This window comes from Streptococcus suis (genome assembly GCF_016743335.1).
GTDB lineage: Bacteria > Bacillota > Bacilli > Lactobacillales > Streptococcaceae > Streptococcus > Streptococcus suis_Y.
Window position 1 is genome coordinate 49,408 of record NZ_WCJE01000008.1, and the last position, 22,672, is coordinate 72,079.

The window sequence follows — 22,672 nt, forward strand, 5'->3', positions numbered from 1 at the left end:
CCCGAACAATACTATAACAAACTGTGCTAATCTTGTCAAGAAAAAGTCAGATAGAAGAAAAATTAAACAAGTGTTTAAAAAATATTTAATTTTTATAAAATTAAGTATTGACTTTATCAAAATAAAGTGTAAAATTATATTAAACAAATATTTAATTTTATTAAAAGGAGTTTCTTATGAAAAAATTAGTCAACAATAAATTGTTCCTGTCCAGCTTTGTAGCAGACTTGATTTCTAACTTTGGAGATACGCTTTACTATCTGGCCCTGATGAACTATGTATTGCTTCTACCAGATACCAAATTTGCTCTGGCCATGATTACCGCATCTGAAACCTTGCCGATTTTGGCTGGTCTCTTTATCGGGATTTGGGCAGACAAGACCAAAAACAAATTGGATACCATCCTAGCGACCCTACTGGTTCGTGTTGGTTTGTATACCTTGGTTGGCTTCTTGATGGGATTTTCCCCAGCCCTGTGGATTGTAGCAGTCGTATGTGTCATCAATTTCCTGTCTGACCTTGCTGGTCAATACGAAAACGGTCTCTATATGCCAGTCAGCTTGCGGGTTGTGGCTGCTGAAGACCGTGAAACAGCTATGGCTTTTAAAATGACTGTTAAAAATCTCTTGCAGATCGCCTTTCAAGCCAGTGGTGCCATCCTGATCGGATTTATGTCTTATCAAAACCTAGCCTTCTTCAACGCTGGGACCTTCTTGGTCAGCCTTGCGATTATGGCAGGTTTGCGTCCAGCTTTTGCCAAGTTGTTGAAAGAGAATCCTATCCAAGAAGCTGAGCAAACAGAAACAGAAGCAGGCATTATCAAGGGGATTGGTCAGAGTATCAAAGATTCCTACCAAGCCGTGCAGAATATTCCTGTTCTTAAAGCGTCAATCATTACCATTGCAAGCTTGAATGCGATTTTTACTGCCCTCTCACCATTAGCAATTCTTAATATGAAGGAGTTTTCAGACTTTGTGATTGTCAATGCGGGGACAACGGTGGCTCTGATTTCCATTCTCTTCTCAGTTGGTAGTATCTTGGGGTCAAGTATCGGTATGGCTTTGTTCAAAAATGTTAGCTTGGTCAACCTCCTCAAGTTCTCTACTCTTATGCCTGTTTTACTTTTCTCAGGTTTCTTTCTTCACAACATCTATGTAGTATTGGCAGTGATCTTCGTAACGGCAGTGACACTGGGAATTTTCAACCCGAAAATGAGTGCTCTGGTTATGAATGAACTGCCAGAGGATAAATTGGCAACTGTCGGTGGTGGGATTGATGCTTTCTGCCAGATTGGTATGGTAGCTGGTCAAGCCTTGGTTGCTCTTATGGTGACGGTGCTTTCTGCGACAAGTATTTCTCTCATCTTCCTCTTGCTTTCTGTGGGACTCTTGGGTTATAGCATTTTTACAGGAAAAAATACTGAAAAGATTGTAGCTAGTGCATAGATAGAAAAATTTGACTACTAGAAGGAAAATTACTTTGAAAAAGATACTCAACAATAAATTGTTCTTATCAAGCTACCTAGCAGATGTGATTTCCAACTTTGGCGATACGCTTTACTATCTGGCTTTGATGAACTATGTCTTGTTTTTACCAGATACCAAGTTTGCCTTGGCCATGATTACGGTTTCTGAAACTCTGCCAATCTTGTCGGGACTTTTTATGGGAATCTGGGCTGATCGGACAAAAAATAAATTGGATACGATTTTGGCTACTCTGGTGATTCGTTTTGTTCTTTATGCCCTCGTTGGCTTACTGATGGGATTTACACCAGCCCTGTGGATTGTAGCGGTAGTTTGTGTGGTCAATTTCCTATCTGACTTGGCTGGTCAGTATGAAAACGGGCTTTATATGCCACTTAGCCTGCGGGTCTTGGAGGCAGAAGACCGTGAAACAGCCATGGCTTTTAAGAATACCGTGGGCGGCATCTTGATGATTGTCTTTCGATCCAGCGGTGCCATTCTCATCGGTTTCATGTCTTACCAGAATCTTGCCTTTTTCAATGCTGGGACCTTCTTGGTCAGCCTTGCGATTATGGTAGGTCTGCGTCCAGCTTTTGCCAAGTTGTTGAAAGAAAATCCTATCCAAGAGGTTGAACAAACTGAAACAGAAGCAGGACTTGTCAAGGGAATTGGTCAGAGCCTTAAAGAATCTTATCAAGCCATTCAAAACATCCCTGTACTAAAAGCTTCTATTCTGACCATTTCGGGTATCAATACGGTTGTTAGTGCCGTATCTCCCATGGTTATCCTGTCTATGAAGGAATTTTCAGACTTCGTGATTGTCAATTCTGGTATAACTCTTGCCTTGGTATTCAATCTATTTTCTGTTGGTTACATCCTTGGCTCTAGTCTAGGTATGGCTTTCTTCAAACATATCAGCTTGTCTAACCTGCTCAAGTGTTGTACAGTTTTGTCGGTCATCCTGTTTGTTGGCTTCTACCTTCATAATATTTATATTGTGATGGCGACTATCTTAGTCACTACCATGACGACTGGCATTATCAATCCAAAATTGTATGCCCTGATAATGAATGAACTACCCGAAGATAAATTGGCGACTATCAATGCAGGAATGGGGACTATATTTAATATTGGGATGCTTGCAGGCCAAGCCTTGGTCGCCCTTATGATAACAATCTTATCTGTTACAAGTATTTCCCTCATCTTCCTCTTGCTTTCTGTGGGACTAGTAAGCTATACTATTCTTGTGGGGCGTAGGCCTAAAAATGAAGTAGTTGTTAAAGCTTAGAAAGTATGCGTATGAAATTAGATTACCGAGATTATAGAAGCGAAATTGTCGAAAAATTTTTTATTCCTTTAATTGTTACGGAACGTGAGGAACCGATTGAGGCGGATTTTTCACAGAAAGAAAAAGACATTCTCAAAGATGCCTTGGACATTCGTGATGAGATGGAAGAAAAGTTGGCAGATTTTCGTCAGGAAGTCAATCAAGTCTTTGTCTGGGGACATATCTTTACAATCCTGCACACCTTGTATTTCTACCTCTTGGATCAAGGACAGGATCCTAAGACAGTCGAGGAAGCTTGTCAATTGATTTTAAAGCTGTCTCAAGAAGAAGTAGAAGATGCCATGCGAACCATGTTGGCGTCTGAAAATGACGGACATCGTGAGAAGACCCTTAGCCTCATGGAACTTTTGGAAAAAACGGATAAAAAGCCGACAGATAAGTGGTACTGGTCACTGGCTATTCGCAATCCCCTGGAAACAGTTCAGCGGTCTGTCCATCTCTTGGATAAGATGCTGCCAATCTATCAGCCCTATTTTGAGCAGGCAAGGACAGAGAGGGAAACCTTTGCTCGTGAATTTGACATTGAAAAACTCTATCAAGAGTCCAAGCGGTTATCCATGACTAGCTTGGATGCTTTGAGTGTTGAAAATGCTCAATTCTTCGTTCTCAGTCCGTGGAATTATTGGTTTGCTTATTATGGCAATGAACAATTTGACTATATGAAAGTCGCTCTTTTAGCGTCCTGTCGAATTGATCAGATTATGCTGTCAAATGACGAGCTGGATCTGGATGATTTGACAACGGCTCTTAAAGTCATCAGCGATAGCACGCGCTATCAGGTCTTGGTGGAACTGACCAAGCCTCATGCCAAGAGCAAGGACATCGCAGAGCGACTCAATATCACAGGAGCAGCTGTATCCTTCCACACCCAAAAGCTGATTAACGGCGACCTGCTTCTCTTTAATGCTAAAGACAAGAATGTCAAATACAGTGTCAATCGGGATTTACTCCAACAGGTGATTGATAAGTTGAAAGAAGATTTTGATTTGTAAAAAAGCCTTGTAAGTTAAGTCTTACAAGGTTCTTTTGTGCTTATACTCTTCGAAAATCAAAATCAGACGTTGTTGACTTGATTTGATGAGTGAAAAGGTCCAGTGGATCTTTTCAGCCTGTTCCCTTGAAATATAATAAGGAACAGTGTTCTATCCGCATCTTACGGTCACGAACCAAGTTCGTCTAATTTCCGACCTCCAACAGTCTATTCCCAGACTGTTGGAGCTAGTCTGTTTTTGATTTTCTTTGAGTATTAATGATTAACCAGCTGAGCAGTTGGCAAGTGATGATGGTGATAAAGAAAACCAGCCAACCTTGCTGTATTTTGGTCAGGGAACTAGTTTCTAGGAAGAAAAAGCTGATTTCCACTGGGATAACATGGATAAAATAATAATAGCTGGCGTATCCTTTGAGAAATTGGAATTTTTTCTGGCGGAAGAGATCTGTGGTTAGGGTCCAGGCGACTAGATAGGCTGTGAATGGAATCAGGCTAAATAGAAAGTTCTTGTCGTAGCCCTGTTTGAGATAGATGACAGTGGCTTCAAAAGCTAAAAGGGCTGAGCAGACAAGTAGTTTGTTTTTTTGTCGGTATTGGAAAATGGGGTGATTGAGTTTGTCGGCTAGATAAAAGCCTGTCAGGACAAAAATCGGTGCGTAGAAGAGGCCGTTGCGGCTGGTGAAAAAGAAGGTTTTGTAGCTGTCAAATGCGGTCAGGAAAATCGATTCTGCCAGGTAGGAGGAGTAGGTTTCGACTGAGCCTAGGAGATAGAGAAGGCAGGCTAGACAAGCTGTGATGCGCCAGCCCCATTTCTCCAAGGAAAAATGGACGAGGACAAGTCCTAGCAAGAAGGCGGGCATGTACCAGAGTTGGTAGCTGGTGCCGGTGTAGGTCAGGCCGACTAGGAGTGCGAGGGGATAGTAGGGGAAGGGGATTTCTTGGAGTGTTAGGTAGATGAGGTAGAAGGGCAGGTAGAGGGCGGACCAGGTCAAGTATTGTTTGCTGTAGCGGATGAGGTATTGTTTGGAGAGACTAGAGTAGTTATGTCGGAGGAAGAAGCTGGCGGTGACCATGAAGTAGGGGACGACCATGCGGCTAAAGATTGATTTTTGGATGAAGTGGAGCTGGTCTGCTTCAAATAACCTGCGGCAATGGAGGGCGATAACGAGAATGGCTCCGATGAACTGGATGAGGGAGAGTAGTGATGTATTGAGTGGTTTTGTCTTATTTTGCATGCTAACGTTTTTCTTTTTTTCTTCTATTTTATCGAAATCTGATGAATATGTAAATGTTTGCAAAAAGATGTGGAGAGGTGCTGGCTGAAACTTAGTTGACAAGAGAAGTCCAGTGGAAAATATGGTATAATGTTAGGACGGAGTAAATGTAAACCATCTATTTCGTTTAAGTTAGAAAGGAGCATATAGATGAAAGATTTACGTGCAAAATTATTGGCTGATTTTGGGATTGATTTTTCGGATTTGAATTTATTAGAAACGGCTTTTACCCATACTTCTTATGCCAATGAGCATCGCCTTCTAAAAATTTCACATAATGAACGCTTGGAATTTTTAGGAGACGCTGTTCTCCAATTGATGATTTCCAAGTACCTCTATAAAAAATATCCTGATAGACCGGAAGGTGAGATGTCCAAGTTGCGTTCGACCTTTGTACGTGAGGAGTCTTTGGCTGGTTTTTCACGTGCTTGTGGTTTTGATCGGTTTCTTCGTCTTGGTAAGGGGGAAGAGAAGTCTGGAGGGCGAAATCGCGATACTATTTTAGGAGATGCTTTCGAGGCGTTCTTAGGAGCTCTGCTATTGGACAAGGGGGAAAAGACCGTGGAGGAATTTATCCATAAGGTCATGATTCCTCGTTTAGAAAAAGGGAATTTTGAGCGCGTGACCGACTATAAGACTGCTTTGCAGGAAATTTTGCAGGTCAATGGTGAGATTGCTATTTCGTATCAAGTAATAGCTGAGTCTGGACCTGCCCATGATAAGACCTTTGAAGTGGAGGTATCTGCTGATCAGCGTGTGATTGGTCGTGGTCGTGGTCGCTCTAAGAAATTAGCTGAACAAGCCGCCGCCAAAAATGCTGTGGAGGCTAGAGGATAGGTATGTATCTTAAATCGATTGAAATGCAGGGCTTCAAGTCCTTTGCGGATAAGACTAAGGTAGTCTTTGATCGTGGAGTGACAGCCGTTGTAGGGCCGAATGGTTCTGGCAAGTCCAATATTACAGAAAGTCTACGTTGGGCCTTGGGGGAATCTTCTGCCAAGAGCCTACGTGGAGGCAAGATGCCAGACGTCATCTTTGCGGGAACAGAAAGCCGTAAGGCTCTTAACTATGCCTCGGTTGTCGTGACCTTGGATAATAGCACAGGTTTTATCGCCAATAAACAGAAAGAAATCAAGGTAGAACGCCACATTTATCGATCTGGTGATAGTGAGTACTTGATTGATGGGCAAAAGGTTCGTCTACGGGATATTCATGATCTTTTCATGGATACGGGCTTGGGACGTGATTCTTTCTCTATCATTTCACAAGGGCGGGTTGAAGCAATTTTCAATTCCAAGCCTGAGGAACGCCGTGCTATTTTTGAAGAGGCGGCAGGGGTCTTAAAATACAAGACGCGTAAAAAAGAAACAGAAAGTAAGCTGGCTCAGGCTCAAGGCAACTTGGACCGCTTGGATGATATTATCTATGAATTGGATAATCAGGTCAAACCATTGGAGAAACAGGCACAAACTGCTAAGAAATTTCTAGAATTAGATGGTCAACGTAAGGAATTATACTTAGATGTTTTGGTGGCTCAGTTGTCGCTTGGTAAGGAAAAGTTATCGGAAAAAGAAGCCGAACTAGAGTCTGTCAAAACGGAATTGACTAGCTACTACAAACAGCGTTCTGAGCTGGAGCAAGAAAATCAGAACTTGAAAGAGAAGCGCCACCGCCTTTCAGAACAATTGGAGCGTGAACAGGCAGTTCTGTTGGATTTGACCAAGTTAATCAGTGATTTGGAGCGAAAAATTGAGGTTCATAAACTGGAATCTAGTCAAAACGAATCAAGTCGTCAAGAAGCGCTGGCGCGTTTGGAAAACTTGTTGACTAGACGAGAGCAGTTGGCAGAACAGATTGAGCAAAAGCAAGAAATGCTTACGCAATTAGATAGTTCCTTATCTAGCTTGAAAGACGATATTGCTGCGGTAGACAAAGAAATTTCCTACTTTTCAGAAGATCCTGATCAGGTTTTAGATCATCTGCGTGAACAGTATGTTGCTCTGATGCAGGAAGAGGCAGAAGCTTCAAACCGTCTGACCAAGATTCAGCAGGATATTGCCAATCAAATCAGTCTTTCTGAGAGTAAATCTGAAGACTTGGCACGCTTGCAGACGGAAAAACAAACAGCTCAAGAAGTACTTGATAAGAGTCGGAAAAGTTTAGAAGAAGCTGATCACGTGTTACGCCAGTTGCTTGAGAGCTATCAGATCAAAAAAACAGAATTGGATCAAGTCCAGACTGCTTATCAGGCTGAGCAAGGTCACTTGTTTGATTTGCTGGATCAGTTGAAAGGCAAGCAGGCTCGCCAGTCTAGTTTAGAAGCTATTTTAAAAAATCATTCCAATTTCTACGCGGGGGTTAAGGCTGTCTTACAGGCGGCACCAAGCTTAGGAGGAATTATTGGAGCAGTCAGTGAACAATTGACCTTTGATACTCGTTACCAAACGGCTTTGGAAATTGCTCTTGGCGGTGCTAGTCAAAACGTCATCGTTGAAGATGAAGCGACTGCTAAACGAGCTATCGCATTTTTGAAAGAAAAACGGCAAGGACGGGCAACCTTCTTACCTCTAACAACTATCAAGCCACGTCAGCTTTCTGGACAGCAAATCTCTTTGCTAGAATCTTCCGATGGATTTTTGGGTTTAGCGAGTGATTTGGTGACTTATCAGCCAAATTTAGATGCGATTTTCCAAAATTTGCTAGGCACTATCGCGATTTTTGATACCATTGACCATGCCAATCAGGCGGCGCGGGCAACCAAGTTTCAAGTGCGTATGGTGACCATGGATGGAGCGGAAATCCGTCCTGGTGGAGCCTTTGCTGGTGGTAGCAATCGAAATAACAGCACGACCTTTATCAAACCAGAACTAGATGCTCTTTTAGGAGAAATAGCAGAGCTGTCTAGCCAGTTGCAGGAGCAAGAAAGCTTGGTTGCAGCTAAGAAAACTAGCTTAGACCAGACCAGAGAAGCCTTGGAAACGATTAAGGCGGAGGGGGAAGAAGCTAGATTGAACCAGCAGAGCGCAAGGATTCATCAGGAACAGGCAGAAAATAGACTGGCTCAGCTATCAGCCCAGTATGACCTGCAAATGAGTCAGGTTAGTCCGACCATTTTGACTGAGCTAGAAGAGGCTGCTGCTAAGGAAGAAGTAAATGTCCAAGCCTTGAATGAGAAAAAACTAGCCTTGGACCAACAAATCAATCAAGTCCGTGATAATCGCGACAGTATTCAAGAAAGCTTGCAGAAACTACAGACTCAGAAGGGTCAACTAACTTTGGAACAGGCTGAACTGACTAGCCAACTTCGTTTTGAACAGACAGATTTGAGACGTTTGCAAGAAGAAAAAGTGGTTGCAGATAAGGAAATTTCTCTTTTAGAGGATATGATTGACCAGAAGCTAGAAGCTCTTGAAGATACTAGTATTGAGATTCTTGAAGAACAATTGCAGGCCGCATCTGATAAGCAGAACCAGACCAATCAGATTCTAATTCGCTTAAAGTTTGAATTGGAAGATATTGATGGGCAGTTTGAAGACTTGGAAGAAAGATTGCAACAAGCTCGGACTAAGAATGATGATTTGATTCGTAAGCAGGCTAAGTTAGAGGCGGATTGTGAGCAAGCGGGCGATAAATTACGGACTCTACTTGGTAATTTGACCGAGCATTTTAAATTGAGTTTTGAAGCTGCCCAGTCTCAGGCTAAGGAAGTTGAGAATCTTGCAGTTGCTGAACAAAGCCTCAAAGACCTAGAAAGAGCTATTCGTGCTTTGGGCCCAGTCAATTTGGATGCTATTGAGCAGTATGACGAGGTTAATAATCGCCTTACCTTCCTCAATGAGCAACGGACAGATATTTTGTCGGCGCGTGATTTACTACTAGATACTATCCACGAGATGGATGATGAAGTCAAAGAGCGCTTCAAGGTTACTTTTGAAGCTATTCGTGAAAGCTTTAAGCAGACATTCAAACAAATGTTTGGCGGTGGTTCAGCGGATTTGATTTTGACAGAAGGTGACCTATTGACTGCGGGTGTGGAGATTTCAGTTCAACCTCCGGGTAAGAAAATTCAATCTCTCAATCTTATGTCAGGTGGCGAAAAAGCCCTTTCGGCCCTCGCTCTGCTATTTTCCATTATCCGTGTTAAGACCATTCCTTTTGTAATTCTCGATGAGGTGGAGGCAGCCTTGGATGAGGCCAATGTCAAACGTTTTGGCGACTACCTCAACCGATTTGATAAGGAGAGTCAGTTTATCGTCGTGACCCACCGTAAGGGGACCATGGCTGCAGCGGATGCCATGTATGGGGTGACCATGCAGGAATCTGGTGTGTCCAAGATTGTTTCCGTTAAGCTGAAAGATGTGGAGAAATTATGATTAACAAAATTTACGCCAGTGATATGGATGGTACCTTTTTACGAGAAGACCATAGTTTTGATAAGGAACGGTTTCGTCGTATACTGAATCAGTTTAAGGAAAAAGGTTATTTATTTGTGGCAGCAAGTGGGCGATCTATGCAAAGCCTGAAACTTGTTTTTGAAGATTTTGTAGATGAAATCGGTTTTGTGGCAGAAAATGGTTCAATCGTTGAATATCAGGGGCAGACTATCTTTATGGATGATCCAATTAGTCCTGAAATCTATCTGCCGATTATCGCGGGTATTGATGCAGGTCCCTTTGGTAGCAGTCAGTCCATGGTGCTGTCTGGACTCGAAAACTTTTATTTATTAAAAAATGCTGAGCCTCAGTTTTTAGAAGCGATGACGAATTATTACGCACATTTTCGATTGGTAGACACATTTGAAGAAGTTCGAGAAGAGATTATAAAAATCAATGCCAAATTTTCTCCTGTGGAAATGGACGATGCCAGACGATGGTTAAATGATACATTTGAAGGTGTAACGGCCATGACAACTGGTTTTGACAATATTGATATAATTCCAAGTGGTTCAAATAAATCAGTTGGATTGAGCCATCTCTGTGCTCATTTTGGAATTACCAGTCAGGATGTAGTGGCATTTGGTGATAATCAAAATGATTTAGATATGTTTGACTTTGCAGGTCTGGCTCTTGCGACAGAAAATGCAAGAGAGGAAGTGAAGGCCCAGGCAGATTCTATTATTGGTCATTGCAATGATGGAGCAGTATTAGCCTATTTAGAGGAGGAAGTAAATGGCAATTAAGTTGATTGCATTGGATTTGGATGGAACGTTGCTGACATCAGACAAACGAATTTCAGAAGCTAATAAAAAGGCCTTGCAGGCAGCGCGTGAGTGTGGAGTTTATGTAGTTCTGACAACAGGGCGTCCTTTACAAGCTATCGGTACTTTTCTAGAAGAACTAGATCTGCTAGGGGAGAATCAATATTCGATTACATTTAACGGTGGTCTAGTACAGGAAAATACAGGTCGAGTTTTGGATAAGGTTGGCTTCACCATTGAAGATGTCCGTGCCATCCGTCGTGTGACAAATGACTTGGACCTGCCTCTGGATGTTCTCTATGGTGGTGATGTCTATTCTCTACCATCAGCCCATGAATCACTTTATCTGACTTGTAATCCATTGCTTAATAAAATTGTGGCAAGCGATGAGGAAATGCCAGAAGATTTTGTCTACAATAAGGCAGTTTCAGCTGTGGCAGCAGACTTTTTGGATGGACAAATTCCAAAAATTCCTGCGGAATTGTACGATCGTTTCGAGATTTTCAAATCGCGTGATATTCTGCTCGAGTGGAGTCCAAAAGGTGTTCATAAGGCAAATGGTCTGGCCAAGTTGATTGGACATCTGGGGATTGATCAGTCAGAAGTTATGGCTTGTGGCGATGAAGGGAATGATCTTTCGATGATTGAATGGGCTGGTCTGGGTGTTGCCATGGCTAATGCGACTGATGAAATCAAGTCTGCGGCCAACCTTGTCCTGCCAAAAACTAATGATGAAGATGGCATTGCTTGGGCCATCGAGCACTATGTATTGAATGAGGACTAGTATGGGATTATTTGATCGATTATTTGGACAAGAAAAACAAGAGGAGCAAGTCGCTCTTGTTGAAGAAGTGGAAAGGGAGCAGTCGGCTTCTAGCGAAGATACAGTAACTACTGAAGTTGAGTCTGCTACTCAAGAAATGGAAGATTTCCAGTCTGAAGTAGCAGAGCCTGAATTGACAGCCGAGCAAGAAGCTCAGAAACAACGGACCTTAGACATGATGGCTCAATATTATGCAGCCAAAGAAGCCGCTGCGGCTCGAGTGAAGGAAGCGCAGGAACAAGGCTTTGACCCTGCTATTCAAACCAAGGTCAAAGAAGAGCCTGTTCAGGAAGTGGCTCCAGTAGAGCAAGAAAGTGAGCAGGATAAGTACCAGCGTACCTTGAAAAAGACACGTACAGGCTTTGGGGCAAGGCTCAATGAATTCTTTGCCAATTTCCGTTCGGTTGATGAAGAATTTTTCGAAGAGTTGGAAGAAATGCTGATTTTGTCAGACGTAGGTGTGCAAGTTGCTTCTACGCTGACAGAGGAGCTCCGCTATGAAGCCAAGCTACAAAATGCCAAGAAGACAGATGAACTCCGTCGGGTTATCATCGAAAAATTGGTGGATATTTACGAAAAAGATGGTCAATTCAGCGAGCAAATCAATTTCCAAGATGATTTGACAGTCATGCTCTTTGTCGGTGTCAACGGTGTTGGGAAGACGACGTCTATCGGTAAGTTAGCCTACAAGTACAAGCAGGCTGGCAAGAAGGTCATGTTGGTCGCAGCGGACACCTTCCGTGCGGGTGCGGTAGCCCAGCTGGTCGAGTGGGGGCGCCGTGTCAATGTGCCAGTAGTCACAGGACCTGAAAAGTCAGACCCAGCTAGTGTGGTTTTTGATGGGGTAAAACGTGCCGTGGCAGAAGGCGTGGATATTCTCATGATTGACACAGCAGGTCGCTTGCAAAATAAAGATAACCTTATGGCAGAGCTGGAAAAAATCGGTCGCATCATCAAACGGACCCTACCTGATGCACCGCATGAAACCCTCTTAGCATTGGATGCTTCCACAGGTCAAAACGCTCTCAGTCAAGCCAAGGAATTTGCAAAAATTACCCCATTGACGGGTCTTGTCTTGACCAAGCTAGACGGTACTGCAAAGGGTGGTGTCGTTCTAGCTATCCGTCAGGAACTAGATATTCCAGTTAAGCTGATTGGTTTCGGTGAGAAAATCGATGATATCGGAGAATTCAAATCCGAAGAGTTCATGCGTGGGCTTTTGGAAGGATTGGTATAGAAAAAAGTCGTTAGTTCAACAAGAACTAGCGACTTTTTCTATCTGTATGTAACAGTGAGTAAATGGCAATATCCACAATACCACGATTGTTTCGAGCGGCTTGGCGGAGAGTTCCTTCATAGGTCATACCGACTTTTTCCATGACACGACCAGAAGGACGGTTCTCACTATCGTGAACAGCCGTAATCCGTAAACAACCAACTTCTTCCAGCAGAAAGTGAGTGACTGCTTCAAGGGCTTCGGGCATATAACCTTGGCCCCACCACCTGCTACCTAACACCCAACCTAATTCAGCAGCCTGTACTCTTTCATCAAGGCTGACAACGGAAATATCTCCAATGGGGTGCTGATTTTCTTTGAGCTCGATTACCCACCTGTATGTTTTTTTCTGTGAATAGGATTGGATACAGAACTGGATGTAGTCTTGGGTGTCTTGAATTGTCTGATGAGTTGGCCAGGTCAGATAGGTGGTAACCTTTTCATCTGAAGTCCAGTTTTGGAAAACGGGCTCAACATCTGTTGCTTGAAAAGGGCGTAAAATCAGTCGTTCTGTTTCTAAAATCTGAGTTCCTTTATGTTGCATCTCATTTCCTCCTCAATAATGCCTCAATCCAGTCGGGTGCGTAGGCAGAAGTACAGCCTTTTGGAACTTTCATGTCCGCATAGACGGCCAATTCCTGACCGATTGCAAGGCCTTGTTCCAGATAGTTGGGATAGGCAACCGCAATCTCCACCAAGCATTGATTCATGGTCCATTGAATAAGTGGGTCTGCGGTTTGCAAATGCTCGCTAATATAAGCTAGAGTTTCTTCGATTTCTTGATTTGAAGCTGAATTACCCGCAAAGTATTTGGCACGAAGGAACCAACCTAGGCGTTGAAAGATGGCTGGTTTTTGGGCAAGCAAGGTTTCTTCCCAATCCCTACTGTCTTTTCGTTTACTGAGAATGATAGAAGCCAGTTTATCGAGAACATTGACTGAAACCTGTTCACTGAGGCAGTTCTCTAAATCAGCTAGGGCTAGCTGGTCTGGCTTGGTTTTTGCCAGTTGAATAGCCAGATATTGAGCTTCTAGGATACCCGTTTGCCAGAGAGGGGCAAACAAGTCCAGTCGATTTTTATAAGCTTTTGCGATACTAGAAATAGCTCCCATTGGAACGCCGTAGTAGGGCTTGGTTTCGCCAATTTTTTCATAACGCTTGAGGGTGCCAGCATGGCTGGCTGCTTCAAGTTGGGTGAGTAATTCTTTTATTTGTGTCATGGTAATTAGTCCTCTACCTAGAATCGAATTTGCACAGTCAGTGAAAATTTCTCTTGTTCGTTTTCAGAAAAAAACATCCCAGCACCAGTCCGTTTGCTTGAAGGACTATCAAATTTTGTATTGCGGTATAAATATTCTCTCAATTTATTCCGATCGTAGATATGGTAACATAGGATTTCGCCGTCTTCCTTCACTACAATATAGCCTCCATTTGCATCTTCCAAACCAGACCATTTTGAATTAGGTTCCATACCCAGGGCAATAGCTGCAAGTAAATCTTTTACTTTGTATTCCACTAATTCCATATCTTCATTGTAGAGTTGACAGTAAGTTTTTACTACATCCGAAACAGATTTGCCGTTAACAGAGTAAGAAGTTAGAAAGAGATAGGCGAGTATTTCAGGCATACGATAATCAATCATTTGTAAATTTCTCTCAAATGTTGAGTTGGGGAGACTATCGAAGATGAGTTCAACCTTATTTTCCTTTAAATACTGTATGCGGTCCTTGATTTTATTTTTGGTAGAAATTGAATGGACCTGTTCTTTCAATTTTTCAGAAATATCAGATGAACACCGATAGTGGATGCGAGTAGCTCCACTTGCATTTAACAAAGTAGGCTTGCTTCCTATATATGATTTTATGGAAAAGCCAATAAAAGGTTGTGTGCCTGTGAAATGGTCATGAATTTTAAAGATAATGTCTTTTTTGCTGTCATTACTGGCCTTGATTTTATCTACTTTGAGTTTTGTTAGTAAGGGCTCTATTTCTGGAATTTCAAAAGTCCCCTTACCATTTTGAATAGCTTTTAATAAAATATCAGCAGACTGTTTGAACTCTTGAATAGGAACACGTAGCAACTCTCTTCCATTTTCTTCTAAAATGATGCAGTTAGAATTGCTATCTCTGATATACTCCTTTTTAAAGTCTTCATGGAGGTTCAATGCAGATAATATCGTATAGAATAAATGTTCAATCTTGTTTAATCGTTCATCGGCCGCAAATATCTTCCCATCAGAGAGAGCTTTTAAGAAGACAAATAGTTCAGCCCACTCTCCTTTATTAACTTTATTAGGCATAATGCATCCTTTTCTCCATTTCAGCTAGGGCAAGTTCTTCCTTCATAGCATTGGCAACCGCACGCATCATTGGTACAGCAACAGAATTGCCCATTTGACGATACATTTGTGTTCGACTAACTGGGATAATAAACTCATCTGGAAATCCCATCAATCGTTTGCATTCTAATTCTGAAAGTAAGCGAATCCCAGTTTCACCTCCCTTTACAAAAGTCCCCGTTAAACGTTGGATTTTATGATAGGATGCTACCAGTGTTTTGACTTGAATAGTCGAATGAGTATCCACTATTTGGGGTTTTCCGTCATCCTTTTTAAAAAGATAGGATTTTTGTAAATGTTCGGAAATGGCATATCCAGTAGGATTGTCTTCTAGAATACTGGAAACAGGAACTTTTTTTTCTGGATTTCCCTGTGGGAAAGCAAAGCTAGTAATAGCCAAATCAGGGTGAAATCCAACTATCACAACTCGTTTTCGTACTTGAGCTAAACCAAAGTTTTGTGCATCAAGAACATCATAGAAGACAGAGTAACCCAGTTCTTCTAAACTTTGGAGAATAATTTTAAACGTTTCACCATTTTGAATGGTCAGCAAGCCGGGGACATTTTCTAAAAGAAACATTTTGGGCATATGGTATTTTAAAATTCTAAGCACATCGAAAAATAGAGTTCCTTGAGTGGAATGTTCAAAGCCCTCTCGCTTCCCAATATTAGAAAATGGCTGGCAAGGAAAACCTGCCAAGAGAACATCGTGTTTTGGAATATCCTGCTCATCTATTTTCGTGATATCTCCATGAGGTACTTCTCCATAATTTGCCTCATAGGTTTTGGCTGAAAATTTATCCCATTCCGAAGAAAAGACACATTTGGTTTGCCCATCTTCAAACCCTTTTCGTATACCCCCAACACCAGCAAATAAATCAATAAATGTCAATTTACAGTCTTTTTTTACTGACTTCGAGGAAAGATAATGCAATCCTTCTTCTAATAGATAGTGACATTTACTAGAAAAACTATCGTTTCCGTCTATCACTAGTTCCTGTATTTTTTGGTAGAGTAAGGGATCAACATGAATTGATTTTGCTATTTTTTTCTCTTCTGGACTAATTTCTTTTCTTCCAGCATTTTTTCGGACGCCACCTCTCATAAGTACCACCTTTCTATAACGGAATTATATCACATATTTTTTGATTTTACGAATATATTTTTCAATTTTTAATCCGTATATCAAAAAAACTGGATTGCTCCAGTTTTTATATGTAGTCGTTTAGTTTGCTTTTAGTACAAGGCAACGAGGTGCAGGTTGCTAGAACAGCCTAGAGGCTGTTCTAGGTTGGAAATAAGACATGCGAAGCAAGTCACTTTCGTGGAGTACGGCAAAGCGAGTTAACGAAGTAATCAAAGATAAACTAAATGACTATTTCAATAAGCCACGTTCACGATACCATACATCAGGTGTCCATACCCACTTGCAACCGTAGCTTTCTAGCAAATCAAAGGCTGCCTCAGGTCCCATAGTTCCAGCTGGATAGGTGTGGAGTGGGACTTGGTTGCTTGCCCACAAATCAACAATGCGGTCAATCAAGCTCCAGCTTGCTTTCACTTCTTCCCAATGGCTAAAGTTGGTAGAGTCGCCATTTAGGACATCGAAAAAGAGTTTCTCGTAGGCTTCAGGTGAATTACCCAGAGCAGTAGCATTGTGGCGGAAGTTGAGTTTAGCAGGTGTCAATGCAAAGTGAGAACCAACTTCTTTACCATTGATGGAAAGCATAAAACCTTCTGTTGGTTGGATAAAGATGGTCAAGACATTGGCTTCAGAAGGTTGACCAAAAATATCTTCTGCATGTTTAAAGGTGATAGTTACGCGCGTGCCTTTTTCAGTCAGGCGTTTACCTGTACGGAAGAAGAAAGGAACATCACGGAATCGGTCAGTATCGACGAAGAAGACGCCTCCAGCAAAGGTTTCTGTCTGAGAAGCTTCGGCAATATTTGGTTCATCCAAGTAGCTAACGTAGTCTTTTCCGTCGATGGAACCTGCTGCATATTGACCACGGATGAAGTTGCGCTTGAGGTCTTCGTCAGAAGGCTGACGCAAGTGTTGGAAGACCTTGATTTTCTCAGCGCGGACATCTTCCTCCTTGAAGCTGGCTGGCTTATCCATTGCTAGAAGGGAAAGAACTTGAAGGGCATGGTTTTGCACCATGTCTTTTAAGGCGCCAGAATGATCGTAGTAGCCCCCACGATCCTCAACACCAATCGCTTCAGCAAATGTAATTTGGACGTTATCGATGTAATCGCGGTTCCAAATATGCTCAAAAATGATATTGGCAAAGCGAACCGCAAAGATATTTTGTACCATTTCCTTGCCTAGGTAATGGTCGATGCGGTAGATTTGGTCCTCATTGAAGGCTGCTGCCAATTCATCATTGAGTTTGGTAGCTGTAGCAAGGCTAGTTCCGAAAGGTTTTTCAATAATCAAGCGTTCAAAACCTTGTCCATCAACAATCTGCTCAGATTTGAGGTGTTTGGCAATGGTTCCGAAAAATTCAGGCGCCATAGAGAGGAAGAAGACCTTGTTGTGCTGGGTATCGTATTTTTCACATAAGTCATCCTGCAATTTACGAAGAGCTATATAATGTTCCGTGTCATTGACATCATGGCTTTGGTAGTAGAAATGACTTGCAAATTCATGAGCTTGACGTGGTGTGTCAGGCAGATCACCCAGTGATTCAATGACGGTTTGCTCAAAAAATTCCTTGGTCCAGGGTCTGCGAGCTGTACCAATTACTGCAAAGTTTTCCTTGATGTGTCCGGCCTTATAGAGGCGAAATAAAGATGGGTAAAGTTTGCGTTTGGCAAGGTCGCCACTAGCACCAAAAATTGTAAACAATACATGTGATGACATAATTTCATTCCTATCTGTTGAATATCATTAATAGTATACCACAAATTGTCAGAAAATTCACTTTTTGAGTTGGGATTATTAGAAAACACGGTAGACGTATGGGGAATCTGGCTGTTCAATCTGAACCATCGATTGTAATTCAAGTGTTGGGAGATTTTGTTTCAACGATGTGTGGTAGGAAACCTTGATTGTTCCTCGGGCTTTTACCCAAGTATTGTTAGGAAATTCTGTGGTAGCCCCCGTAGAGAGTAAGCCATATACCCCAGAATCAGCAATGCAGTGGATAATACCAAAGCGGAAAAGGAAAAATTGCTGGCTATTGTCAGGGTCATTGTAGACAAATCCAATCATTTCAATCGTTTTTCCTGAAAATTCCGTAGGATAGTCGTAGATTGCTTCCATCACTTCCATATAGTTTTCATTAGTAACAACAATGGTTTCTTCAGCCAAGTATCTATCAGCAATTTCACGCATCTGGTTTTGATAGGCAGATTTTGTAAAATAAATAGAAGTATCAGGCTTGAGATACTGAACAGTCGTCCCTTCTTGGTTTTGTGTATTAGCATCGTTTTCTGCTGCTAGTGGGAAATGATAGCCCTTGGCAGCAACAGTTGTTGAATCCAGGCTGACCGTAGGAAAGAGCCAGGCTATAGCAAGAGGAATGAGCAATAGTCCAATGCTTGATAGTTTGGCAATTTTGCTTTTTAAATGGCTATGTACTCGAATTTCTTTTACCCAGACATACAATTGTACGATGGCAAGTATGAAAGATAAAATCATGGATAGATAGGCTAGATAGCTATAGTGTAGATTGATGTATTGGTCTAATTTTCCAGAAATATAGAGATACATGGTCATTTCAAAGTAACCTGCAAGAATTAAAAAACGAATCATACTACACCTCCAAGTATCAGACTATATCCCAAAATAACGAGAGTGATAGTAATGATAAAACCGGCTATAAATTTTCCCTTGAAATAATGTTTCATCATGAGCAAGTTTTTAACATCCACCATGGGTCCGATAACTAAGAAAGCCATTACTGGGGCAAATCCGAAGCTGGATAGTAGGGATGCACCAATAAAGGCATCGGCTTCAGAACATAGGGAAAGAAGAAAGGCCAGCAACATCATCAGTATAATAGCTGTTAATGGACTGTGACCGATGGTAGTCAGGACAGCAGTTGGAATATAGACTTGTACGAGACTGGCAAATAGACAACCAAAGACTAGGTAACGTCCCGTATCAAAAAATTCATCAATGGCATGAATAAGTGCGAAGCCAACTTTTTGCCAGCTGGTTTTATCTGAATAATCATGCTGGTGATGGTCAAACTTGCTTCCTTTAAGAATTTGTCCTTTTACGAAAAAACCAAGAATGATTCCCAATACTAGGGATACAATGATGGCTCCTAGGGCTCTATAGAGGGCGAAAAGTAGGGAATTGCCAAAAGCGGTAAAGGTTGCAAAAAGGACGATAGGATTAATGACAGGCGCCGTTACTAAAAAGGGAACAGCAGTGTAACTCGGCACTTTTTTCTCTAATAGCCGATTGACAATAGGGACAATACCACATTCGCAAGACGGAAAAATGAAGCCGATAAAGGTTCCAAATAGAATGGCAAGAAACTTGTTTTTGGGTAAGAGTTTACGAACCTTATCTGGTGTTATAAACACATCGATAAAACCTGAAATAATAGCTCCAATCAAGACAAAGGGCAAGGCTTCAATCATGATAGACAGGAAAATAGCCCCCGCCTGTAGGACGGAGGTAGGTAATTGATCAAGACCGAACATATTATTTTTTATCCTGATTCAAGTTGTTTTTCCCGGAATGTTCTTTTGATTTTGGATCTGGATACTCAATTTCTTCCAATTTTTCAAATGAAGCAAATTCTTCCAGCATCTTTTCTAAATCATCTTGTCGTTTATAGGTTACAGCCATAGGGCACCTCCAAAAATTTTATATACACATTATACATTTTTTACTAAAAATTATCTAAAGGAATCTGTTTTTATTGAAGCGCAAATATAGTTAGCACCCTCAAATCATGATATAATATTCTTATGAAAACAAGAATATCAGAATTAGTTAGCGTGCTCAATCAATACGCTAAAGAGTATTATCAATTAGACCAACCTAGCGTATCAGATGCAGAATATGATACGCTTTATCGTGAATTAGTAGAGCTAGAAACGGCTCATCCTGAACTGATTTTACCAGATAGTCCTACCCATCGGGTTGGGGGAAAGGTGCTAGACGGATTTGAAAAATATAGTCATGTTTATCCTCTTTTTAGTTTGCAGGATGCCTTTTCTCGTGAAGAGTTAGAAGCTTTTGACCAGCGAGTTCGCAAGGAATTTCCTCAAGCAACTTATATCTGTGAATTGAAGATTGATGGTCTATCTATTTCCCTGACCTATGAAGCGGGTAATTTAGTCGTGGGTGCTACACGTGGCGACGGTAGTGTCGGTGAAAATATCACAGAAAATCTCAAACGAGTGGCTGATATTCCTTTGACCCTACCAGAAGCTGTGGACATCACTGTCCGAGGTGAGTGTTATATGCCAAAGGCTTCCTTTGACCGTGTTAACAAACAGCGTCAGGAGGCTGGTGAAGCTGAATTTGCCAATCCGCGTAATGCAGCAGCAGGGACCCTCCGCCAGCTTGATACGGGAGTGGTGGCCCAGCGTGGTCTCGCTACCTTCCTCTACCAAGAGGCCAGTCCCTCTGAAGCGACTAGTCAGTCCGAAGTGCTTCGCAAGTTAGATTCTCTGGGATTTGTGACCAACCACGAATATTGCTTGGCGGAGTCGATTGATGACACGTGGGATTTTATTGAAAAAATAGCAGAGCGTAGAGATGATTTGCCCTATGAGATAGATGGTATCGTGATTAAGGTCAATGACCTAGCTATACAAGAAGAACTAGGATTTACAGTAAAAGCGCCACGATGGGCAGTAGCTTACAAGTTTCCAGCTGAGGAAAAAGAAGCAGAAATCTTGTCGGTTGATTGGACTGTTGGCCGAACAGGTGTTGTGACACCAACTGCCAACCTTAGTCCTGTTCAACTGGCAGGAACGACTGTCAGTCGAGCGACCTTGCACAACGTAGATTATATCGCCGAAAAAGATATTCGTATTGGCGATACGGTCATTGTTTATAAGGCAGGAGATATTATTCCAGCAGTTCTGAAAGTGGTGGACAAGTATCGAAAAGAGCAAGAAATCATGCCCATTCCTAGTCATTGTCCGTCTTGTCAGAGCGACCTACAACACTATGAGGACGAAGTTGCCCTCCGCTGTATCAACCCTATTTGTCCTAGCCAGCTGATGAGTAAGTTGGAACATTTTGCAAGTCGAGATGCTATGAACATCGCAGGGCTAGGGTCTTCAATCGTTGAAAAACTCTTTGGGGCAGGCTTGGTACACGATGTTGCTGATATTTATAAATTAACTGTTGATGACCTATTGACCTTGGAAGGTTTCAAAGAAAAATCAGCTGACAAGCTCTATCAAGCTATTCAAACTTCTAAGAGCAACTCAGCAGAACGCCTCCTATTTGGACTAGGTATTCGCCATGTAGGTAGTAAGGCAAGTAAGATTTTAGTAGAAAAATTTGGTGATTTAGAAACTCTAGCATTTGCTGATCAAGAAGCAATTGCTTCGCTAGAAGGGCTTGGTCAGGTTATTGCTAAGTCTTTGACAACTTTTTTTGCTAGTGAGGGTGCGCAACAACTTTTAGCTGAACTTAAGGAAGCTAAGGTAAACTTGACCTATCTTGGACAAGTAGTAGATGAAAATGCTGCGCTATCGGGTATGACAGTTGTACTGACTGGTAAATTGGAGCGAATGAAACGAAACGAAGCCAAAGCTAAATTAGAAGCTTTAGGGGCAAATGTAGCGGGATCTGTTTCTAAAAAAACTAATCTTGTGGTTGCCGGAACAGATGCAGGCAGTAAATTGACCAAAGCACAGGAGCTAGGTATCGAAATTAAAGATGAGGCTTGGTTAGAGAGCTTGTAAAGGTAAAATGATGGAAGAAAGAAAACGTGCTAGACTAATATATAATCCGACCTCAGGTCAAGAAATCATGAAGAAAAATGTGGCCGAAGTATTGGAAATTTTGGAAGGCTACGGTTATGAAACTTCAGCTTTCCAAACAACTGCTGAGAAAGACTCTGCAAAGAATGAAGCTACACGTGCGGCGTTTGCAGGCTTTGACTTGATTATCGCGGCTGGTGGAGATGGAACGATCAATGAAGTCGTCAATGGAATTGCTCCGCTTGAAAAACGTCCGCAGATGGCCATCATACCGACTGGCACCACCAATGACTATGCGCGTGCTTTAAAAGTGCCCAGGGGAAATCCTGTAGAAGCAGCTAAGGTTATCGGTAAGCAACAGACCATTTTAATGGATATTGGTTTAGCCAAAAATCAAAAAAATGGTTTTCATCAAGAACATTATTTTATCAATATTGCTGCGGCAGGTACTCTTACGGAGTTGACCTACAGTGTTCCCAGTCAACTTAAGACCATGTTTGGCTATTTGGCCTATGTAGTAAAAGGAGCAGAACTCCTGCCACAAGTACAATTTACACCTGTTCGTGTAGAGCATGACGAGGGAGTATTTGAAGGCTCGGTTTCAATGATTTTTGTTGCCTTAACCAATTCAATTGGTGGTTTTGAACAGATTGTTCCCGATGCTAAGTTAGATGATGGTAATTTTACCTTATTGATGGTTAAAACAGGGAATCTATTTGAAATTCTGCATCTGATTCGTCAAGTCTTAGACGGTGGCAAACACATTGAGAGTGATTTAGTTGAATACATAAAAACAAAGAGCCTATCCATCGAAAATCTTAACCCGGATAACCGTCTACTGCTCAATCTAGATGGGGAGTTTGGTGGAGATGCTCCAGTCGAACTGAATAACCTTCAAAATCATATTGAGTTTTTTGCGGATACAGACCTTGTATCAGATGAGGCCATCACACTTGATACAGAACAATTGAATCGAGAAGATATGGCTAAACGGTTTATTGAAGAAACAGACCATATGGACTCGACTATATAAATAAGAAGAAAAGATATCAAGTC

General features: G+C 41.8%; 19 protein-coding genes. 10 read left to right on the forward strand and 9 right to left on the reverse strand.

Going from position 1 to position 22,672, the window contains the following annotated elements:
- The first annotated feature begins 176 nt into the window (after positions 1 to 176).
- The 3 genes from F9856_RS03940 to F9856_RS03950 are packed head-to-tail and all read left to right on the forward strand — an operon-like array spanning position 177 to position 3,803.
- Positions 177 to 1,445 carry an MFS transporter gene (locus F9856_RS03940; RefSeq protein WP_202105816.1) on the forward strand — a complete coding sequence of 423 codons (1,269 nt, stop codon included), beginning with the start codon at positions 177 to 179 and terminating at the stop codon, positions 1,443 to 1,445.
- 34 nt (positions 1,446 to 1,479) lie between these two features.
- The gene (locus tag F9856_RS03945; RefSeq protein WP_202105817.1) at positions 1,480 to 2,751 is read left to right on the forward strand and encodes an MFS transporter; all 1,272 of its coding nucleotides are present in this window, start codon (positions 1,480 to 1,482) and stop codon (positions 2,749 to 2,751) included.
- An 11-nt stretch (positions 2,752 to 2,762) separates the two neighbouring features.
- Positions 2,763 to 3,803 (forward strand): ArsR/SmtB family transcription factor, encoded by a 1,041-nt coding sequence (locus tag F9856_RS03950; protein WP_202105826.1) that lies wholly within the window; start codon positions 2,763 to 2,765, stop codon positions 3,801 to 3,803.
- Positions 3,804 to 4,029: 226 nt separating this feature from the next.
- On the opposite strand, the gene F9856_RS03955 is transcribed toward F9856_RS03950, so the two are convergent.
- The gene (locus tag F9856_RS03955) at positions 4,030 to 5,037 is read right to left on the reverse strand and encodes an acyltransferase family protein (protein WP_202105818.1); all 1,008 of its coding nucleotides are present in this window, start codon (positions 5,035 to 5,037) and stop codon (positions 4,030 to 4,032) included.
- A 189-nt stretch (positions 5,038 to 5,226) separates the two neighbouring features.
- Here F9856_RS03955 and rnc point away from each other — a divergent pair, with 189 nt between their 5' ends.
- The 5 genes from rnc to ftsY are packed head-to-tail and all read left to right on the forward strand — an operon-like array spanning position 5,227 to position 12,333.
- Positions 5,227 to 5,913, forward strand: coding sequence for a ribonuclease III (gene rnc / locus F9856_RS03960; protein WP_029173456.1), 687 nt, complete (start codon positions 5,227 to 5,229; stop codon positions 5,911 to 5,913).
- 2 nt (positions 5,914 to 5,915) lie between these two features.
- Positions 5,916 to 9,449: a chromosome segregation protein SMC gene (gene smc / locus F9856_RS03965; protein ID WP_202105819.1), complete on the forward strand. Its 3,534-nt coding sequence runs from the start codon at positions 5,916 to 5,918 to the stop codon at positions 9,447 to 9,449.
- A complete protein-coding gene (locus tag F9856_RS03970) occupies positions 9,446 to 10,255 on the forward strand; it encodes a Cof-type HAD-IIB family hydrolase (protein WP_099807118.1) in 810 nt (269 codons plus the stop codon). Before smc ends, F9856_RS03970 begins: the two co-directional genes overlap by 4 nt.
- Positions 10,245 to 11,057 (forward strand): Cof-type HAD-IIB family hydrolase, encoded by an 813-nt coding sequence (locus F9856_RS03975; RefSeq protein WP_202105820.1) that lies wholly within the window; start codon positions 10,245 to 10,247, stop codon positions 11,055 to 11,057. Before F9856_RS03970 ends, F9856_RS03975 begins: the two co-directional genes overlap by 11 nt.
- A 1-nt stretch (position 11,058) precedes the next feature.
- The gene (gene ftsY, locus F9856_RS03980) at positions 11,059 to 12,333 is read left to right on the forward strand and encodes a signal recognition particle-docking protein FtsY (RefSeq protein ID WP_202105821.1); all 1,275 of its coding nucleotides are present in this window, start codon (positions 11,059 to 11,061) and stop codon (positions 12,331 to 12,333) included.
- Between the two features lie 25 nt (positions 12,334 to 12,358).
- Here the strand turns inward: ftsY and F9856_RS03985 are convergent, their stop codons facing one another.
- The 8 genes from F9856_RS03985 to F9856_RS04020 all read right to left on the reverse strand — a co-directional run bounded on the left by F9856_RS03985 (position 12,359) and on the right by F9856_RS04020 (position 19,517).
- On the reverse strand, positions 12,359 to 12,916 hold the full coding sequence (locus F9856_RS03985; protein ID WP_202105822.1) for a GNAT family N-acetyltransferase: 558 nt from the start codon (positions 12,914 to 12,916) through the stop codon (positions 12,359 to 12,361).
- Position 12,917: 1 nt separating this feature from the next.
- Complete coding sequence (locus tag F9856_RS03990; RefSeq protein ID WP_172042673.1) at positions 12,918 to 13,592, reverse strand: DNA alkylation repair protein; 675 nt, start codon at positions 13,590 to 13,592, stop codon at positions 12,918 to 12,920.
- Between the two features lie 17 nt (positions 13,593 to 13,609).
- Positions 13,610 to 14,671 (reverse strand): HpaII family restriction endonuclease, encoded by a 1,062-nt coding sequence (locus F9856_RS03995; RefSeq protein ID WP_172042672.1) that lies wholly within the window; start codon positions 14,669 to 14,671, stop codon positions 13,610 to 13,612.
- Positions 14,664 to 15,815: a DNA cytosine methyltransferase gene (locus F9856_RS04000; RefSeq protein WP_172042671.1), complete on the reverse strand. Its 1,152-nt coding sequence runs from the start codon at positions 15,813 to 15,815 to the stop codon at positions 14,664 to 14,666. Before F9856_RS04000 ends, F9856_RS03995 begins: the two co-directional genes overlap by 8 nt.
- Positions 15,816 to 16,085: 270 nt before the next feature.
- Entirely contained in the window at positions 16,086 to 17,573 is a 1,488-nt protein-coding gene (gene zwf / locus F9856_RS04005; RefSeq protein ID WP_044688022.1) for a glucose-6-phosphate dehydrogenase, read from the reverse strand.
- 78 nt (positions 17,574 to 17,651) lie between these two features.
- On the reverse strand, positions 17,652 to 18,467 hold the full coding sequence (locus tag F9856_RS04010) for a TIGR03943 family putative permease subunit (protein ID WP_029180026.1): 816 nt from the start codon (positions 18,465 to 18,467) through the stop codon (positions 17,652 to 17,654).
- Positions 18,464 to 19,369, reverse strand: a complete 906-nt coding sequence (locus F9856_RS04015; RefSeq protein WP_202105823.1) for a permease — start codon at positions 19,367 to 19,369, stop codon at positions 18,464 to 18,466. Before F9856_RS04015 ends, F9856_RS04010 begins: the two co-directional genes overlap by 4 nt.
- 1 nt (position 19,370) lies before the next feature.
- On the reverse strand, positions 19,371 to 19,517 hold the full coding sequence (locus F9856_RS04020; RefSeq protein WP_014735746.1) for an SPJ_0845 family protein: 147 nt from the start codon (positions 19,515 to 19,517) through the stop codon (positions 19,371 to 19,373).
- A 122-nt stretch (positions 19,518 to 19,639) separates the two neighbouring features.
- On the opposite strand from F9856_RS04020, the gene ligA reads away from it, so the two are divergent.
- Positions 19,640 to 21,598 (forward strand): NAD-dependent DNA ligase LigA, encoded by a 1,959-nt coding sequence (ligA, locus tag F9856_RS04025; RefSeq protein WP_202105824.1) that lies wholly within the window; start codon positions 19,640 to 19,642, stop codon positions 21,596 to 21,598.
- 10 nt (positions 21,599 to 21,608) lie between these two features.
- Positions 21,609 to 22,649 carry a diacylglycerol kinase family lipid kinase gene (locus F9856_RS04030; RefSeq protein ID WP_202105825.1) on the forward strand — a complete coding sequence of 347 codons (1,041 nt, stop codon included), beginning with the start codon at positions 21,609 to 21,611 and terminating at the stop codon, positions 22,647 to 22,649.
- The last annotated feature ends 23 nt before the right edge of the window (positions 22,650 to 22,672 follow it).

Bases quoted from the DNA above. Each gene is read 5' to 3' on its own strand.
- F9856_RS04010 (WP_029180026.1), bottom strand. From the start codon at position 18,467: ATGATTCGTTTTTTAATTCTTGCAGGTTACTTTGAAATGACCATGTAT.
- F9856_RS03990 (WP_172042673.1), bottom strand. From the start codon at position 13,592: ATGACACAAATAAAAGAATTACTCACCCAACTTGAAGCAGCCAGCCAT.
- F9856_RS03955 (WP_202105818.1), bottom strand. From the start codon at position 5,037: ATGCAAAATAAGACAAAACCACTCAATACATCACTACTCTCCCTCATC.
- F9856_RS04020 (WP_014735746.1), bottom strand. From the start codon at position 19,517: ATGGCTGTAACCTATAAACGACAAGATGATTTAGAAAAGATGCTGGAA.
- ftsY (WP_202105821.1), top strand. From the start codon at position 11,059: ATGGGATTATTTGATCGATTATTTGGACAAGAAAAACAAGAGGAGCAA.
- F9856_RS04000 (WP_172042671.1), bottom strand. From the start codon at position 15,815: ATGAGAGGTGGCGTCCGAAAAAATGCTGGAAGAAAAGAAATTAGTCCA.
- F9856_RS04030 (WP_202105825.1), top strand. From the start codon at position 21,609: ATGGAAGAAAGAAAACGTGCTAGACTAATATATAATCCGACCTCAGGT.
- zwf (WP_044688022.1), bottom strand. From the start codon at position 17,573: ATGTCATCACATGTATTGTTTACAATTTTTGGTGCTAGTGGCGACCTT.
- F9856_RS03950 (WP_202105826.1), top strand. From the start codon at position 2,763: ATGAAATTAGATTACCGAGATTATAGAAGCGAAATTGTCGAAAAATTT.
- F9856_RS03995 (WP_172042672.1), bottom strand. From the start codon at position 14,671: ATGCCTAATAAAGTTAATAAAGGAGAGTGGGCTGAACTATTTGTCTTC.
- F9856_RS03970 (WP_099807118.1), top strand. From the start codon at position 9,446: ATGATTAACAAAATTTACGCCAGTGATATGGATGGTACCTTTTTACGA.
- F9856_RS03940 (WP_202105816.1), top strand. From the start codon at position 177: ATGAAAAAATTAGTCAACAATAAATTGTTCCTGTCCAGCTTTGTAGCA.
- F9856_RS04015 (WP_202105823.1), bottom strand. From the start codon at position 19,369: ATGTTCGGTCTTGATCAATTACCTACCTCCGTCCTACAGGCGGGGGCT.
- ligA (WP_202105824.1), top strand. From the start codon at position 19,640: ATGAAAACAAGAATATCAGAATTAGTTAGCGTGCTCAATCAATACGCT.
- F9856_RS03985 (WP_202105822.1), bottom strand. From the start codon at position 12,916: ATGCAACATAAAGGAACTCAGATTTTAGAAACAGAACGACTGATTTTA.
- F9856_RS03975 (WP_202105820.1), top strand. From the start codon at position 10,245: ATGGCAATTAAGTTGATTGCATTGGATTTGGATGGAACGTTGCTGACA.
- smc (WP_202105819.1), top strand. From the start codon at position 5,916: ATGTATCTTAAATCGATTGAAATGCAGGGCTTCAAGTCCTTTGCGGAT.
- rnc (WP_029173456.1), top strand. From the start codon at position 5,227: ATGAAAGATTTACGTGCAAAATTATTGGCTGATTTTGGGATTGATTTT.